Origin of the sequence: Acidisoma sp. PAMC 29798, assembly GCF_030252425.1 — a bacterium.
In the GTDB taxonomy this organism is placed as follows: Bacteria; Pseudomonadota; Alphaproteobacteria; order Acetobacterales; family Acetobacteraceae; genus Acidisoma; species Acidisoma cladoniae.
In genome coordinates, this window is record NZ_CP126995.1 from 157,370 (window position 1) to 173,364 (window position 15,995).

Below are 15,995 nucleotides of genomic sequence, written 5' to 3' on the forward strand. Positions count from 1 at the left end.
CACGCTTGCCCCGGTCATTTTGACTGCCCAGATGCCGCTATCCTGCAAAAGGACGATCTGCTGCGGCCTGCAGCGTCGAGGCAGATCGGACTGCCTGTTGAGAGCCAGCCTCGGCGCAGCCAAACCTCCCGTCTTTCTGAAGGCGCTAGGTTTGGTGGCGGGCTGCCTTCTGACGGTATCATCAGGGCGACGAGGTTGGTCGTCGCGCACCGAGGGATGTAGATCATCGGCCATGGAAAACATCCTAAAGGACGTCCAAAGGCCACCTCAAGACTCCGAACAAAAAAATTTGTGGATATTACGACTTCGAACGGGAGTGCTCTGGAAGCTGCAGCATTGTGCTAACGTCCTGCTTCACCACATACGCGAGCGCCATCATTGTTTTCAAGGTGACATTCTTCTGCCCCCTCTCGACCAACGAAAGATACTGTTGTGTCAAGCCTGTGAGCCGCGCGACCTCAGATTGTTTAAGGCCGAGCGCGAGCCGCGCCGAACGGAGTCGTTCACCAAAGAGGACGAACAAGCTATCCCGAACCGTGTCATCAGAGGGAGGTAAAAGGGGTGCGCTCGCTCCCACATTTATAGGATACGTCCTGGACACGTTGGCCGAGGACGTATTCGTGCTGGCGTCATGATTAAACTCATCCAACTTCGGGATTTCATTCTTCGCACGTCTACCAAGTGTAGGTGAGCGCTTCGTCATTCGCATCCAGAGCTAAAGGGGTGGATATAATCCCTTGTCTGCCTCACTTGCCTCGCGTTTCACAGTAGCCCCATCGCAAGCTTGGATACACAAAAGGGCGTAATTCCCATGGCGATTTACGTGCTTATAGGATGGCTCATCGCTTGAATGGGCCTCGTTGAGGAGGACGGCCGCGGATGCTGGTTGGGTGTGACCATCATCGCATCAGCTTCTTCCGAGAAGCCTCGTATTCAAAAAACTGATCTCTGCCGCTTTTCTGATTCAATAAATTCATGGCGTCGACGACACTTCGCGTTGGCTTAGCGATTCGGAAGGGCGTACGATTCTGCCTGCTCCGGGAGACGCCGATGGTTGTCATTCAAGTTTCAGACCGCCTTGAACTGCAGGCTCCATATCATCCGGTGCTGCCGCACCGGTCAAAGCAGATAGGCGGCATGTGGTTGGGTGCCGGTATCGGGTGGAGTTTTCCTCACTCGCAGGAGGAGGCGCTTCGTGCCCTTTGTCTCGATATTTGGGGTGTCGACGGGACGCGCGCCGCTTTTGAAGACACCGTTGAGATCAAGGTAACCGTCGATGAGCAAGTCCCGTATCGACGCGTGTTTGAGGCCGCTGAACAGGCCATCTACATCGTCGGGCGCGAGATCGCGGCGTCTCTGAGGAGCCGGCGGGGAGCGCGTCCCGGTCGTGGAGTACGATTTATGTCGGGCAATCCGCGTTGCGTCGCGCTCCCCAGTATCTGGTTGACGACCATTCCGAACGGCGCCGTTTTCTTGGTGCGTGATGTTCCTATCAGCGCACTTGATCGTTTCCGGGACGATATTGGAGGCGCGGGGCACGTTGAGGTGCTAGGGTCTCCGTAGGGCGGCCAAGTATCTGGTGTTGGTCAGCCTGTGCAGCCATTACAAGCCAAGCTTGCCGGCCGGGCTAGATCTATTGAGCTTCGATCCTCTCATCGTCGTCAGACTTCGATGACGCGTGTGGCCCATGATTTCTTCATCGGGGACGCCATTCTTGTAGGCGGTCGTCACAAAACCGGCTCGCATGCCGTGGGGCGTGATTGGCTCCCAGATCGTTCCCGTGATCTTCGCCTCCAGGGCGCGTTTTTTTAGAATCTGGCGCACGGCATCGGGATCGAGGCGACTGCTATGGACCTTCCCCCAACGATCGACCTTTCGAAAAATTGGACCGGCAGCGATCTCGGCCTGCTCAAGCCAGCGCTCCAGCGCTGTCACGGGACAGGTGGCCATGGCACGACCGCGCGATAGCCCGATCTCGGCCCCGGCGCCCTCCTTGTCGGTCTTTGAACGCGTGATGAGCAGGCGCAGGCCATCGTCGGTCCGGTTGATATGCTCGACATCAAGGCCGACGAGCTCAGAGCGGCGCAAGGCGCCGGCGAAACAGACGAGGAAGAGGGCCTGATCCCGGGTGCCCGCCATATCGTCGCTGCAGACACGGAGCAGACGCTTGATCTCCGCCGTAGTGATGGCGGCGGAGCGGCGAGGGGGCTCACCATGGGTGCGGGCAATGCCGCGTAAGGTCTCACGGATCGCAGGGTGGCGCGTGTCGAGCGGCTGCTTGGCGATGCGATGGGCTCGGGCAATGGCGGCGACCCGCCGTCTTAGCGTGGACAGCGCATAGCCGCGCCCGGCGTCCGCCAGGTAGGCGCCGACGACCTCGGCCGTGGATGGCATGGGATCGAGCTTGCGCTCTACGCACCATGCCTTGAAGTTAGCCAGATCGGCTTTGTAGGCGCGCAGCGTTGCCGGGGCATCGGCGGCGGACTGATACGCCTGTGAGCGCGCCAGAGATCGCGCTGCTCTCAAGGTCAGTGGGGTCTCGGCGCCCTCGGCTCGCAACACCGCGGAAACGCTCGATGGCGATGACAAAGCGGCGGATCGTTTCATGGCGATAGTCTGACGGAAACCGCCTCTCAGATCAATACGCGGGAAGGAATATTATAGCGTGTCAGAAAGTTGGTCAGCTTTGCGACCATTTCAGCCTTTTACTGTGTCTGAGACAATACCAGACAGCAGACATTCGATTGGTGCGAAAAACAGACGCTAACCCGAACGTGGAACGCACTCAACACCGTCCACTAATCCTCACTAACGGCGTCGAGGTTACCTGCATGCCAGCGCAAATCGCCACCCGATCACTGCTCACCCAATTTCCTGGGCATCTCGTGAAGGTTTGATTACCATGGCACCGTTGCTTGTCGACCGCGAGAGGAGAATATCCGCAATGTCAACTCCACCTGAAGCGGCAAGAGGGAAGGGCCTTCGTCGCGACGCGGGCATTATCGGCCTGCTTTTCGCGAGTACCACCAGCATGATTGGCTCCGGCTGGTTGTTTGGTGCACTTCATGCAGCCAAGATCGCCGGGCCGCTCAGCTTGTGGAGCTGGATCATCGGCGCGGTCATCATCATGCTCATCGCCCTCTGTTTCGCGGAGCTTGCCTCTCTGTTTCCCCGCTCCGGCGCACTCGTTCACATGAGCCATGCGAGCCACGGCGAAGGTCTGGGCCGAGTCTGGGGCTGGATGCTGTTTCTGTCCTATGTCGCCGTGCCGCCCGTCGAAGCGGAAGGGATCGTGACCTATGCCAACAACATCTATCCTGATTTTGTCGGCAACGGAGGCGTATTGACGGCGACCGGATTCATTGTCTGCGCGATCCTTGTCGGCATCCTCGCTTTGCTCAATCTTATGGCTATTCGCTGGCTTCTCGCCCTTAATACGACCGTCACCTGGTGGAAGATCGCTGTGCCGCTGTTGACGGCCATCATCCTCATCATCGCCGGTGCTCATGAGGTCGGGCCGCTTTGGACGAAGGGCGCAAGCGTCTGGACCGCCGCATCGAACAGCTATGATCCCAATGGCATGTTCATTGCCCTGCCAGCCGCTGGAATTGTGTTCAGCTATCTCGGCTTTCGCACCGCGATCGACTTGGGCGGGGAAAGCTCCAATCCCGGCCGCAACATTCCGTTGGCGGTGATCGGCTCCGTTCTGCTTTCGGCGATTGTCTACATTCTCCTGCAACTCGGCTTCCTGAACTCCATCAAACCGCAGGATCTCGCCAATGGCTGGGGACACATCAACTTTGCCGGTGTCAAAGGACCCTTCGCCGGCCTCGCCATGATGCTCGGCTTCGGCTGGCTGGCGACCCTGCTCTATATCGACGCCGCCATCTCGCCGGCCGGCACCGGCCTTATCTACACGACAGCCGGCTCACGCATTCTGTTTGCCAATGGCGAAATGAAAGCCGGGCCGCCGATTCTGTCTAAGCTCAACAGCCAGCAGGTGCCTTGGGTTTCGGTGGTGGTCATGTGGGTCGTGGGTGTGCTGTTTCTGCTGCCCTTCCCGGCGTGGCAGAAGATGGTCGATTACATCAGCGATATCACCGCGCTCACCTATGGTCTCGGACCGATCGTGCTGCTGATACTACGCCGTGATCACCCGGACCTGAAGCGCCCGTTCCGCCTGCTCGGGGCGAGCATCCTTGCGCCGATCGCGTTCATCTGTTGCGACTTGATCATTCTGTGGAGCGGCCTTGCCACGGTAAGCTGGCTATTTGCCATCGTGCTAGTCATCTTCTTGCTCTATTTGGGCTACTACTACCTGTGGGCGCGCGAGGAAAGCGCCAACTTCGGCTGGAGCCACATGTGGTGGCTGGGTGTCTGGTTCGGCGGCATGTGGGTTGTGTCGGCGCTGAGCGGTCACGATCTCGGCGGCTACGGCGTTCTAAGCTTCTGGCCCGCCGTCGGTGTGACCGCTGTCTGGAGCCTCGTCGTGATCGAAATCGCCAAGCGCTCGTCACTTCCCGCCGTGGACACGGGCAGGATCCTGATCGACATCGAACGTACCCAATGATCCGCTGGTTCTGTCAGGTCCCGGGCCCAGATGTTAGTTTGGGGACCGACGGCGGATTTGGTCGGACGTGAGGCTGCAGGGGCGGGACGAATTTCGCGATGACTTGTGTTGGCTGTGGCTCGGCGTCTGTGACCGAACGTCGCGAGGTGACCGCTCAGGGTTACCGGCGGTTTCGGTGCCGGGACTGCGGTCGGCAGTTCAACGAGCGCAGTCATAGCGTGCTGAACCAGACCTCGCTGCCGAGCGACATCATCGCCTTCGTCGTGTTCTGCCGGCTGCGCTACCGGCTGACGCTGCGCGACCTCAGCGAGATCATGGCGCTGCGCGGGATTGAGATCAGCCACGAGACCGTCCGCGACTGGGAGGCGAAGCTGCTTCCCATCATGGGCGATGAACTGCGCAAACGGCGTCGCGGGACACGGCGGGGCGCCGGGATCAGCTGGTATGTTGACGAGACCTACCTGAAGGTCCGGTCGGTGGTGCTATCTCTACCGGGCAATCGACCGTGACGGAAACCTGATCGACGCCATGCTGAGCGAGCACCGCGACATGAGGGCCGCAAAGGCATTCTTCCGCTCGGTCCGGGCGACCATGGGCTTTCGTCCGGAGAGGGTGACGACGGATGGCCATGGCTCCTATCCAAAGGCGATCCGCAGCGTCCTGGGCAAAAGAGTGCGGCACCGGACCAACGCCTACTTGAACAGGACCATCGGGGGATCAAGGGCAGGATCCGATGTATGCGTGGCTTCAAGAGCCACGACGCAGCCAGCCGCTTCTGTCGAGAGCATGGCGAACTCCGCAATCTCGTTCGTCCCCGCCTTCGTCACGACCAGATCGTCCCCGCCTCCCTCCGCCGCTCCCGTTTCGCCAAAGCGGTACACGTTGCTCTCTCTATCATGCAGGCCGCATGATAGAGCCGGCTCCGCAGTCTCGCTGTGCCCAGCCTGGCCCGAGACCTGACAGAACCCGCACGATACGGCAGGGCGCCCCGCCCGCACGAGCGGACGGGGCGTGTTGCGGGCCGCTTACTGGTGGGCGAACTGGCCGGATGCCAGGTTCGATTTGACGAGTGCGGGCAGCCCCTCGATGAAGGCGCTCGGGTTGCCATACATTTGGTCGTAGTAGTGATCGATGTTCGCCTTGGTCAGCTCAGGCATGATGATCATCGCGGCGGGCTGCGGAACAGTTTGCCCCCGCACGTGGTTGATCGCGACCTGAACGGCCAGGCCAAGCTCAAGCGGCCCGTCCTGCAGGTTGGTTTCGAGCAAAGTACCGTCCTTGATCGCGCGCATGCCGTCCTTGATGCCATCGACGGCGGTGATGGGAATCTTGCCGGCGAGGCCCTTTTCCTTCAGCGCCTGGATGGAGCCGATCGCCATGTCATCATTCTCGGAAATGATGCCATCGATCTTGCTGCCGTAGCGGGACAACCAATCCTGCATGATGCCGTAGGCCTTGTTGCGCGCCCAGTTACCGGGCTGCATGGCAAGCAGTTTCACGTTGGGGTTCTTGGCGAGAACATTCTGGATGCCCTTCGTGCGATCGATCTCGCCCGACTGGCCGAGCGGCCCTTGCAACACGACGATATTGCCCTTGTTGCCGATGGCATCGACGAGATGCTGAGCTTCCTGCTCACCGGCCTTGACGTCATCCGGCCCGACATAGGTGACGATGTCCGGCTTGGACTCGGGGGCGGCGGTCAGGTTGGTCACGATCACTGGAATGCCAGCGGCCTTGGCGGCTGCGATCTGCGGCGCCAGGGTCGCGGAATTGACCGGCGCGACCACGATGGCATCGACTTTCTGGTTGATATATTGCTGGAAGTTCGAAATCTGCGTGTTCACATCCATGCCCGCACTGTTCCACAGAAGCGTGCCGCCATTGGCCTTGGCAATGGCTTCGGCGCCGCGCTTGCCAAGCGAGATGAAGGACGACATGTCATAGACGGTGAAGCCGATGACCGGATGTGCGCTGTCCGCCCAGGCATGGCCTGCCCCACCGGTCGCGAAGGTGGTCGCGGCCAGCAGGCCGGCGAGCAGGGTTACTTTCTTCATAGCTGTTCTTCCCGTGGTTATGTTTCTGATTAAGCCGGTCATGGCATCCGCTCAGTCGTCCGTGCGATTGACGAGACTGTCGACGAAGACGGCGCCAATGATGATGAGGCCCTTCACGATGAGCTGGTAGAAGGGCGAGACGTTGATGATGTTCAGCCCGTTATCAAGGACACCCAAGATCAGGAATCCGAAGACGGTGCCGATCAAGGAGCCGCGCCCACCGGCGAGACTGATGCCGCCGATAACGGCTGCGGCGATCGCGTTCAACTCGTAGCCCGTGCCGTTGGTCGCGATGCCCGCCGTGGCGCGCGCCGCCAGAATGATGCCGGCCAAGCCCGCAAGCAGCCCGGAGATGACGTAGACCGCGAAGCGCGTGACCTTAAGGTTAACGCCCGCCACACGCGCCGCGTGCGGATTGCCGCCCACGGCATAGATATGCATCCCGAATTTGGTCCGCGCGAGCACCAGCCAAGAGACCGCGACCACGACAATCATCACGATCACCGGGATCGAGAAGCCGCCGACAGTCCCGCTCAAGGCGAGAAACTGGTCGGAAAGCCCGGAGATCGGCTGCCCATCGCTTGCCACGAAGGCGAGGCCCGTCGCCACCGTCATGTTGCCGAGTGTCGCCACAAAGGGGGGCACCCGCGCAATGGCCACAAGCAGCCCGTTGAAGGCACCGATGGCACCACCGGCCAGGATGCCCAGCGCCACAGCCTCGCTGAAGGTCAGCGCACCGTCATCCTGTGCGATCAACGCCCCGACAACTCCAGAGAGGCCGACGATGCTGCCGACGGACAAATCGATGCCGCCGGTAAGGATGACGAAGGTGGCGCCGGTCGCCAGCAGGGCATTGGCCGCGACCTGGATCAGGATCACGTTCATGTTCGACACGGTCAGGAAGGACTTGTTCGAGACGGCGAGCGTGATGACGAAAAGGGCCAGGATGATGACCAAGGAATAGCGCAGCGCCAGCCGACCGAGCCGGCGCCCGTTCATCGCCGAAGGCGCGGCGGGGGTCGCCGCCAAGACATCGGCATTAGTGGATTGCATTGGAGCCTCTTCCCATTGCGAGGCGGAGCACCGCCTCCTGCTCGATTTCGCCACGTTTCAGCTCGCCTTGGATCGCCCCGTCCCGCATCACGAGCACGCGATGGCTCAGATTAATGAGCTCCGGCATGTCGGAGGAGGCCAGCAAGATGGCGACACCGCTATCGGCGAGATCATTGATCAGCTTGTAGAGTTCGCTGCGCGCACCGACATCGATCCCGCGCGTCGGCTCGTCCAGGATCAGCACGCGCGGCATGCCGGTCACCAGCCAGCGCGCGAGCGCCACCTTCTGCTGGTTGCCGCCTGAAAGATGGCCGACCTTCTGGCTCAACTTGGCATAGGCGACGCGGGTGCGCTTGAGCACATCCAGCGCGCTGGTCCGCCGCTTGGCGTTGTTCATCAGCCCGCCCGGACCGGTAAAGGCATCAAGATGGGGCAAGGTGATGTTGTCGAGGATGGAGAGCGACGTCAGCACGCCGGCCAGCTTGCGGTCTTCCGGCACCATGGCGAGGCCGCGTTCGATCGATTCCGTCATCCGGCCGAGATGAAGGGGCTTGCCGTCCAGCGTGACGCTGCCGGTGGCGGGGCGAAGCCCAAAAATCGCCTCCAGAAGCTCACTGCGGCCGGCGCCCACCAGGCCGCCGAGGCCAAGGATCTCGCCGCCCCGCAGCGATATAGAGACGGCGCTATTATAGCCGGACACCCGCAAATCCTTGACGGCGAGCACCACATCCCGATCAGCCGGTGGCACGCCACGGTTCGGGAAGAGGTCCTCGATCTGACGCCCGACCATATCCGTGATGATCTGGTTCTCGGTCAGAGCCTTGGTCCGCTCATGGCGAATGATCGCGCCATCCCGCATGATGGCGACGGTGTCCGAGATCTGCTCGATCTCCTCCATCCGATGGCTGGTATAAAGGATGCACGCGCCCTGCTGGCGCAGCATGCGGATGACGCGGAACAGTTGCTCGGTCTCCCGCGAGCTCAGCGCCGAACTCGGCTCATCCATGAGAACGATACGCGCCTTGCGCGATGTCGCCTTCAGGATCTCGACCATCTGGGTGGCGGCGACGCCGAGCGTCTTCATGGGCGCACCAGGATCGATGTCGAGACCGACGCCGCCCAGCATCTCCCGCGCGATCTCGATCATCTTCTTCTGGCGCAGGAAACCGAGCGGGCCGGTCAATTCCTGCCCCACGAGCAGATTCTGCCACACCCGCATCTCGGGGATCGGCGCCAGTTCCTGCGGAATAATGGAAACGCCCAGGGCTTGCGCGTGGCGCGCGTCGAAGCGCTTCACCGGATCGCCGAACAGCGTCAGCCGGCCGCCATCGGGCGCGAGTTGACCCGAGATGATCTTGAACAGGGTCGATTTTCCTGCGCCGTTTTCGCCGGCCAGGACGTTGACCGACCCTTCAGCAAAGGTCACGGACACATCCTTGAGGACGGGAACGCCGTCAAAGCCCTTGGATATGCCCGAGCAATCGACGGCGGCGACGGGCGGCACTGCCCCGGCCGTATCGTTCGTCGTCGTTTGACTCACGTGGCCAGCCTGCAAGAGACCAGGACGAACCGATATTGACGCTGCAGCATCCGCAATGCTCCACCCCTAAAAACACACCCTTTGGCCGGGGTTTTGTTGATGCGCTCGCCGGTTTCGGCTGAGGTTCACGTTCAATGTATCGTCTCCTAATTTTGCGCAAGCCCATCGTGTCGCGCCGGTCGCGGGCGGCGTCAAAAGGGAGTGAACACGGGACGACCAGCGGAGGATGCGACTCACGCCTGGTTTGACGGCCGGACGGACAGACGGCAGCTTCTGCAAACGCGAGGCGTTCGCAATTAAGTGTTATGATCTAACTAGGAGCGGCTCTGTTGCAATCTTTGGCGACGGGCGCGTTAAGCGGCCAATCGGGTCAGTTGGCTCGTTACGCTGCCGTGAGATCAAGCTGTTCGCGGACAAGCTGGACCACCTCGGCGAGGGCGGACGCGCCAAGACCGAAGGCGCGCTCGACAATGCGGGCTTCGCCGGGAATGTCACGCGTGATGTTGAAGGCCGATGCTTGTCCCTTGCGGAGCGCCCGCATCACCTCGAAGCCCTTGATCGTCGCGTATGCCGTCTTCAGCGTCTTGAACCCTCTGACCGGTCGAATCAGTTGTTTCAGTTTTCCGTGGTCAGCTTCGATGACGTTATTCAAGTATTTGACCTGTCGGTGCAGCGTTTTCTTCGGGCACTTGTCCTCCTTCTTCAGCTCGGTCAGCGCCACGGCGTAGGTCGGCGCCTTGTCGGTGTTGATGACGGCAGGCTTCTCCCACTCCTTCAAGCCGTTCAGCGCCTTGCCAAGAAAGCGCTTGGCCGCCGCCGTGTTGCGCGTCGGCGAGAGATAGAATTCGATCGTGTTCCCATGCTTATCCACGGCCCGGTAGAGGTAGGTCCACTCGCCTCGGACCTTCACGTAGGTCTCATCGACGCGCCAGCTCGTCGAACGCGGCCCCCGCCACTGCCAGCGCAGCCGCTTTTCGATCTCAGGCGCATAACTTTGAACCCAGCGGTAGATCGTCGAATGATCGACCGAGACGCCGCGCTCGCCCATCATCTGCTCGAGATCGCGATAGCTCACCCCATAGCGGCAATACCACCGGACCGCCCAGAGCACGCTCTCACCCTCAAAATGACGCCCCTTGAAGTCCGACATGGCAGACCTCGCTCCCTCGCTCGAACCCCATCCCGACGGACAAAGCCAAAGTCTGCAACAGAGCCGGAAATACTACGGCGATAGCAACCTGCCCTTCGGCTTCTTTCGATAAGCTCACCCCTTGAAACTTCACGATAACCTGTATAACGGTAAAGTTTGTCCAAGTTGGAGTTCGTCGGATTGATTTCATTGCAGGCCTTGCCTTTCGCAACTCGGATAAACTCATTTGCGTCGCATTCCCAGCTTTTCTGGCCTGACCTCGTTGGTAAACCCACGCCGATCCAGATGGTCCAGCGCGCAGCGACGGTTGACGGCCTCACGGTGCTCGATCTCAACTTTCCCGACCATTTTTTGGGCACCCAGCCAGCGGAACTCGCTCGCCAGATCCGCGGCGAAGGGCTCGACATCAGCGGCCTCGCGATGCGCTATTATAGCGTCCGCGAATTCGCTCTCGGCGCGTTCACAAACCCTGATCCTGTTGTGCGCCGCAAGGCGATCGACCTCACCAAGCGCGGCGCAGATGCCGCAGCCGCCTGTGATGCACCGATGCTCACTCTCTGGCTCGGCCAGGACGGCTTCGACTACGCCTTCCAGATGGATTATGCGCGCGCCTGGGAGATGGAGATCGACGGCATTCGTGAGGTAGCGGACCATAATCCCAGCGTCTCCATCAGCTTGGAATACAAGCCCAACGAACCACGCTCATTCAGCCTTCTGCCAAATGCCGCAACGACTCTGCTGGCGATCGATGAGGTCAACCGACCGAATCTGGGGGTAACCCTGGACTTGGCCCATGTGCTCTATGCCGAGGAACAGCCCGCCTATGCTGCGGCCCTCGTCGCGCGCCGCAGCAAGTTGCTCGGCCTCCATCTGAACGACGCTTATGCGAAGCGTGACGACGGTCTCATGGTCGGTGCCGTGCACTCCGTTCAGACGATTGAACTTCTTCGCCAGATCAAGCGCGACGGCTATTCCGGTGCGCTCTATTTCGACACCTTCCCAGACATCACCGGCCTCGATCCGGTCAAGGAATGTGAAACCAATATCCGGACGGTGCGCCGGATGATCGAGATCGTCGATCGTCTCGACGAGAGCAACGGCCTGACCGACGCTATTGATCGTCAGGACTCGGTTGGCTCCCAGGGTATCCTGCAACGGATCATGCTGGGTGGCGGCTGAACGAACATCTAAACACATCGCCGCGTCGAGCGGCGCAATTGAGAGGAAACACAATGAAAAAACTACTTCTCGCAGCCACTATGCTGCTGCTCCCCGTGGTTGCTTTTGCTCAGGATCTGCCTCCGCTTAATCCGGATACAGATGCCAGTCGCATCAATTGGTTCGACCTCCAGAAGCTCGGCCCAGTGCCGGACGCAAAAGGTCAGCATTACGGGGTCGTTCTAAAGACGCTCACAAACCCCTACTGGCGCCAACTCGCAGAGGGCTATCGCGCGGGTGCCAAGCAAGACGGCAGCCGCGTGACGGTGCAGGCTGCCCAGGGCGAGAGCGATCAGATCGGTCAGCTCTCGATCATGGAGAATATGATCGACGGCGGATACAAGGGGCTGCTGATCTCACCGCAGACAGACGCCAATCTTCAACCGGCCATCGACGAGGCGACGAAGGCGGGTGTCGCCGTGGTGGACGTCGATGACGCGGTGGTGTCTTCGATCGGCCACTTCGTCGGCAATGTTCAGCGTGACAATGGCGTCCGCGCGGCGAAATGGATGATTGCCCATCATCCTGAGGGCGGTAAGGTCGCTGTGGTCGAAGGCCAGGCCGGCGTTTTTGCTGCTATCCAGCGCACCGCCGGTTTCAGCGACACCATCAAGAGCGCCAAAGGCTTTACCTTGGTCGCCAGCGTTCCCGGCAACTGGGACCGCCAGCAGTCCTATGATGCCGCGACAACCATCTTGCAGCAGCATCCGGACCTCATCGGCATCTATTGTAACAATGACACCATGGCCCTTGGTGTGGTGGAAGCGGTGAAAGCCGCCAATCTGCTTGGTAAGGTGAGGGTCATCGGCACGGACGGCACGAGCGACGCCTATACCTCGATCAAGGCAGGCGAGTTGACCGGCACAGTGGATAGCTTCCCCAAGCTCACGGGCGTTATCGCGCTTGAGGTCATTGAACGCCTCGTCGCTGGGCAGACGGTGCCGCGCGTGGTCGCCACACCGCAGGCCTTGGTGACGCAGGAAAACATGGCTCGCTACACCGGGGATCTTGCGTCTCAGGAAGCGGCTCTGAAGCAAGACGCGACCAGCCAGCAGTGAATACGATGCCGGACAGGCCGCGGCTCGCTCTGCAGGACATCAGCAAAACCTACGGGGCGTTTGCGGCTTTGTCCGGCGTGTCAATGACGGTCGGTGCCGGTGAGGTGCATGCCCTGCTGGGGGAGAACGGCGCCGGTAAATCGACGCTGCTGAAGATTCTGGCAGGCATCCTGGCGCCCAGCGCGGGTACGATCTCGGTCGATGGAACGGCTCTCGTCGGGCATTCGATGGCGAATGCCCGACGTTCCGGGATCGCCATGATCCATCAGGAGTTGCAGCAGGTACCTGAACTGACCGTCGCCCAAAATATGTTTCTTGGTCGGCCCATCACGCGGTCGGGGATTGCGCTGGCGCGGGAGAAAATGCGTCGGCGGGCGGCGGAAAGTCTCTCTCGGCTCGATAACGCCATCGACCCGGATGCCAAGATCTCGACGCTGCGCGTTGCGCAAAGGCAGATCGTCGAAATTGCGCGCGCCCTGCTTTTCGAAGCGCGCATCATCGCGATGGATGAGCCGACCTCAAGCCTCATGCCTGCGGAGGTGGAGAAGCTGGGTGAGATCATCCGACAACTCGCCGCGTCCGGCGTCGCGGTGATCTACGTCTCTCACAAGCTCGATGAGGTTCGGCGCTTCTGCCATCGCGGCACTGTCTTGCGGGACGGCAAGCTCGTCGGCGCGCTCGATCTGGCTGAAACGACCGAGAAGCAGATCGTCTCCATGATGGTCGGGCGTGACTTGACCGTGGAAACCCACCCCACCGCGAGGACGAACGACGTCGCTTTGGAAGCGCGGGGGCTGACGTGGAAGGGCCGCGTGCGGGATGTCTCTTTCACGCTCCACAAAGGGGAGATCCTCGGCTTCGCCGGGCTGATGGGTGCCGGACGCACGGAGGTCCTGCATCTGCTCGCGGGATTGCAAAAGCCGCAGGCTGGAGAGATCCTGGTGGACGGGCGCGCGGTTCGCTTTCGCTCCGTGCGCGATGCCGTTCGTTGTGGCATCGGACTGCTACCGGAGGAGCGCAAGAAGGAAGGTATCATACCGCTTCGTTCCGCATTGGCGAATGTCGGCATCACCTCTCTGCCGAGCTACAGCCCGTCGGGGCTCATCAGTGGCGGCCGTTTACGCCGCGACGTCATTTCCATCTTCCGGTCGTTGCAACTGCGCCCCTTTGAGCCGGACAAGCCGGTGCGGCTTTTTAGCGGTGGCAACCAGCAGAAGGTCGTCATCGCGCGGTGGCTGCTCGCCGGAGTGCAGGTGCTCCTGCTCGATGAGCCGACCCGAGGCGTCGATGTTGGCGCCAAGGGAGAAATCTACCGCGTCATTCGTGATCTTGCATCGGATGGTCATGCGATCATCGTGGTCTCATCGGAACTGCCGGAAATTCTTCATATCAGCGACCGTGTGCTGGTCATGCGCAACGGGCGTGCCGTGGCGGATCTCGATCGCGAGGCGATGAGTGAGGAAACCATCATGCAATACGCGGCGCGCGACGCCCGTGTTGAGGAGACTGTCTAAATGGCGAACCAAGCAACACGGTCCGTGTCGGAACCGAAGCGTCATCGCGTGGTCGTGTTTAATCTACGTGACGCGGGAACGCTGTTCGGCCTCGTGGCGATCGCTGTGGTCTTTTCGATACTGGCACCCGACTTTCTGATGCCGCACAACCTGATCAACATCTTGCAGCAGTCGAGCATCAACGCCTGCGTCGCCATCGGCATGACGCTCGTCATCATCTCGGGTGGCATCGATCTTTCCGTGGGGCCCACAGCGGCGCTCTCAGCCGTGCTGACAGCGATGCTGCTGACAGCAGGTGTCCCGCTGCCGATCAGCTTGCTTGCCGGGCTCTGCGTCGGCCTTTTCTGTGGCTTCGTGAATGGCGCGCTGATCGCCTTCGCAGGCCTGCAACCCTTCATCGTCACACTCGGAACGCTGAGCCTCTATCGGGCACTCGCACTCATCTTCACAGGCGGAAACCCGATCCTCGGGCTCCCGAACGGATTCCGTCATGTACTTAACTCGGACATTGGAATCGTGCCAGTTCCAGTCATCATCGTGGCGGTGCTCGCCGTCATCGGCTGGCTGATCCTGCGCAAGGCACCGCTGGGTGAATACATTCTGGCGGTCGGTGGCAACGAGGAGGCGGCCCGCGTCGCCGGCGTGCCCATCGCCCGCACCAAGATCATCACCTACATGCTCTCAGGCGCGCTGGCCTTCATCGCCGGTATCATCCTCATCGGCCGGCTCGGCGCCGCTGAGCCCGTGCTCGGCAACCTTTGGGAGCTCGATGCCATCGCAGCCTCCGCCATCGGCGGGGCCTCGCTGATGGGTGGCAAAGGGAGTATCGTCGGCACCCTGCTTGGGGCGCTGGTGCTCGGGGCGATGCGAAACGGGCTCACCCTGATGGACGTCCAGGCCTTCTATCAACTTCTGGCGACAGGCATCATCATCATTGCCGCCATGTTGGTTGATCGCTTCACCCGGGGGCGCGTGTGAGCGAGACGCCGGCCGAACACTCCACGGTTGGTGCCCGGCTTCGTTTGATGCGACCCATGCTGACCCCATTGGAATGCCGTATTCTGGATATCGCCTTCGAGGAGAGCTTCGATGGCACGACGGCGCTGAGCCATATTGCGGATCAGGCCGGCGTCTCGGAAGCCATGGTGGTCAAGACCGCCAAAAAGCTCGGCTTCGCAGGTTTCCGGGATTTGAGGGAGCAGGTCAGCGCCTATAATGCGCAGCCGAGCGCGGCCCTTCACAAGGAAATCTCGCCCGAGGATACGCAGGCAGATATTATACGCAAGGTCTTCAACACCGCCACTCAGGCGTTGCAGGAAACGCTGGCGATCATCGACATGGACGTCTTCGCAAAGGTCGTCGACAGCATTTTCCACGCGCCACGCCGTGATCTCTATGGCATCGGTGGTTCGGCGCAAATCGCCCGGGACGTTGCGCATAAGTTCTTGCGCATAGGTTTGCGCAGCATGGTCCATGACGACGCGCATATGATGTTGATGTCCGCATCGGTGCTGGAACCAGGCGATGTCGTCATGGCGTTTTCACATTCGGGCCGCACCACAACGGTGATCGACGGCGTGAAGGAGGCAAAGCGTCGGGGCGCCACCACCATAGCCATTTCGAACTACACGCATTCACCCCTGGTTGACTCCGTCGACCTCGTCTTGTGTTCAACGGCGCGCGGCTCTCCCTTGCTGGGAGAGAATGCCGCGGCGCGTGTCGCGCAATTGACGATCATGGACGCCGTGTTCGCGGCTATTGCGGCCAAGGATTACGATAACGCCGAGCGCAATCTCGAACGTACATCAGCGGCAGTTGCTGCCAAACGTGAACGGTAA

Annotated in this window: 13 protein-coding genes and 1 pseudogene; 8 read left to right on the plus strand and 6 right to left on the minus strand. The window is 60.9% G+C overall.

Features of this window, described 5'->3' with window-relative positions; translation table 11 throughout:
• Positions 1–298 precede the first annotated feature (298 nt).
• Positions 299–709: a helix-turn-helix domain-containing protein gene (locus tag QP803_RS22565; protein ID WP_350356111.1), complete on the minus strand. Its 411-nt coding sequence runs from the start codon at positions 707–709 to the stop codon at positions 299–301.
• Between the two features lie 341 nt (positions 710–1,050).
• Between QP803_RS22565 and QP803_RS22570 the strand changes: the two genes are divergently transcribed.
• The gene (locus QP803_RS22570; RefSeq protein ID WP_284948049.1) at positions 1,051–1,563 is read left to right on the plus strand and encodes a hypothetical protein; all 513 of its coding nucleotides are present in this window, start codon (positions 1,051–1,053) and stop codon (positions 1,561–1,563) included.
• 39 nt (positions 1,564–1,602) lie between these two features.
• Here QP803_RS22570 and QP803_RS22575 read toward each other — a convergent pair whose 3' ends face one another.
• A complete protein-coding gene (locus tag QP803_RS22575) occupies positions 1,603–2,607 on the minus strand; it encodes a site-specific integrase (protein ID WP_284948050.1) in 1,005 nt (334 codons plus the stop codon).
• A 337-nt stretch (positions 2,608–2,944) separates the two neighbouring features.
• Here QP803_RS22575 and QP803_RS22580 point away from each other — a divergent pair, with 337 nt between their 5' ends.
• Entirely contained in the window at positions 2,945–4,570 is a 1,626-nt protein-coding gene (locus tag QP803_RS22580) for an APC family permease (protein ID WP_284948051.1), read from the plus strand.
• Positions 4,571–4,668: 98 nt separating this feature from the next.
• Positions 4,669–5,481 (plus strand): annotated as a pseudogene (locus QP803_RS24215) (IS6 family transposase).
• A 114-nt stretch (positions 5,482–5,595) separates the two neighbouring features.
• On the opposite strand, the gene QP803_RS22600 reads toward QP803_RS24215, so the two are convergent.
• The 4 genes from QP803_RS22600 to QP803_RS22615 all read right to left on the minus strand — a co-directional run bounded on the left by QP803_RS22600 (position 5,596) and on the right by QP803_RS22615 (position 10,367).
• On the minus strand, positions 5,596–6,624 hold the full coding sequence (locus QP803_RS22600; protein ID WP_284948053.1) for a substrate-binding domain-containing protein: 1,029 nt from the start codon (positions 6,622–6,624) through the stop codon (positions 5,596–5,598).
• A 51-nt stretch (positions 6,625–6,675) separates the two neighbouring features.
• A complete protein-coding gene (locus QP803_RS22605) occupies positions 6,676–7,677 on the minus strand; it encodes an ABC transporter permease (RefSeq protein WP_284948054.1) in 1,002 nt (333 codons plus the stop codon).
• A complete protein-coding gene (locus QP803_RS22610; RefSeq protein WP_284948055.1) occupies positions 7,664–9,217 on the minus strand; it encodes a sugar ABC transporter ATP-binding protein in 1,554 nt (517 codons plus the stop codon). Before QP803_RS22610 ends, QP803_RS22605 begins: the two co-directional genes overlap by 14 nt.
• A gap of 382 nt (positions 9,218–9,599) precedes the next feature.
• Positions 9,600–10,367, minus strand: coding sequence for an IS6 family transposase (locus QP803_RS22615; RefSeq protein WP_284948056.1), 768 nt, complete (start codon positions 10,365–10,367; stop codon positions 9,600–9,602).
• 198 nt (positions 10,368–10,565) lie between these two features.
• Here QP803_RS22615 and QP803_RS22620 point away from each other — a divergent pair, with 198 nt between their 5' ends.
• Genes QP803_RS22620 through QP803_RS22640 form a run of 5 tightly spaced genes read left to right on the plus strand, consistent with a single transcriptional unit; the run spans position 10,566 to position 15,995 of the window.
• Positions 10,566–11,546, plus strand: coding sequence for a sugar phosphate isomerase/epimerase family protein (locus tag QP803_RS22620; RefSeq protein ID WP_284948174.1), 981 nt, complete (start codon positions 10,566–10,568; stop codon positions 11,544–11,546).
• Positions 11,547–11,599: 53 nt separating this feature from the next.
• Positions 11,600–12,643, plus strand: coding sequence for a sugar ABC transporter substrate-binding protein (locus QP803_RS22625; protein ID WP_284948057.1), 1,044 nt, complete (start codon positions 11,600–11,602; stop codon positions 12,641–12,643).
• Between the two features lie 5 nt (positions 12,644–12,648).
• Complete coding sequence (locus QP803_RS22630; protein ID WP_284948058.1) at positions 12,649–14,157, plus strand: sugar ABC transporter ATP-binding protein; 1,509 nt, start codon at positions 12,649–12,651, stop codon at positions 14,155–14,157.
• Complete coding sequence (locus QP803_RS22635) at positions 14,158–15,135, plus strand: ABC transporter permease (protein ID WP_284948059.1); 978 nt, start codon at positions 14,158–14,160, stop codon at positions 15,133–15,135.
• The gene (locus QP803_RS22640; RefSeq protein ID WP_284948060.1) at positions 15,132–15,995 is read left to right on the plus strand and encodes a MurR/RpiR family transcriptional regulator; all 864 of its coding nucleotides are present in this window, start codon (positions 15,132–15,134) and stop codon (positions 15,993–15,995) included. Before QP803_RS22635 ends, QP803_RS22640 begins: the two co-directional genes overlap by 4 nt.

Coding starts and splice junctions, on each gene's coding strand:
- QP803_RS22605 (WP_284948054.1), bottom strand. CDS start 7,677: ATGCAATCCACTAATGCCGATGTCTTGGCGGCGACCCCCGCCGCGCCT.
- QP803_RS22625 (WP_284948057.1), top strand. CDS start 11,600: ATGAAAAAACTACTTCTCGCAGCCACTATGCTGCTGCTCCCCGTGGTT.
- QP803_RS22615 (WP_284948056.1), bottom strand. CDS start 10,367: ATGTCGGACTTCAAGGGGCGTCATTTTGAGGGTGAGAGCGTGCTCTGG.
- QP803_RS22600 (WP_284948053.1), bottom strand. CDS start 6,624: ATGAAGAAAGTAACCCTGCTCGCCGGCCTGCTGGCCGCGACCACCTTC.
- QP803_RS22580 (WP_284948051.1), top strand. CDS start 2,945: ATGTCAACTCCACCTGAAGCGGCAAGAGGGAAGGGCCTTCGTCGCGAC.
- QP803_RS22635 (WP_284948059.1), top strand. CDS start 14,158: ATGGCGAACCAAGCAACACGGTCCGTGTCGGAACCGAAGCGTCATCGC.
- QP803_RS22630 (WP_284948058.1), top strand. CDS start 12,649: ATGCCGGACAGGCCGCGGCTCGCTCTGCAGGACATCAGCAAAACCTAC.
- QP803_RS22570 (WP_284948049.1), top strand. CDS start 1,051: ATGGTTGTCATTCAAGTTTCAGACCGCCTTGAACTGCAGGCTCCATAT.
- QP803_RS22565 (WP_350356111.1), bottom strand. CDS start 709: ATGCGAATGACGAAGCGCTCACCTACACTTGGTAGACGTGCGAAGAAT.
- QP803_RS22575 (WP_284948050.1), bottom strand. CDS start 2,607: ATGAAACGATCCGCCGCTTTGTCATCGCCATCGAGCGTTTCCGCGGTG.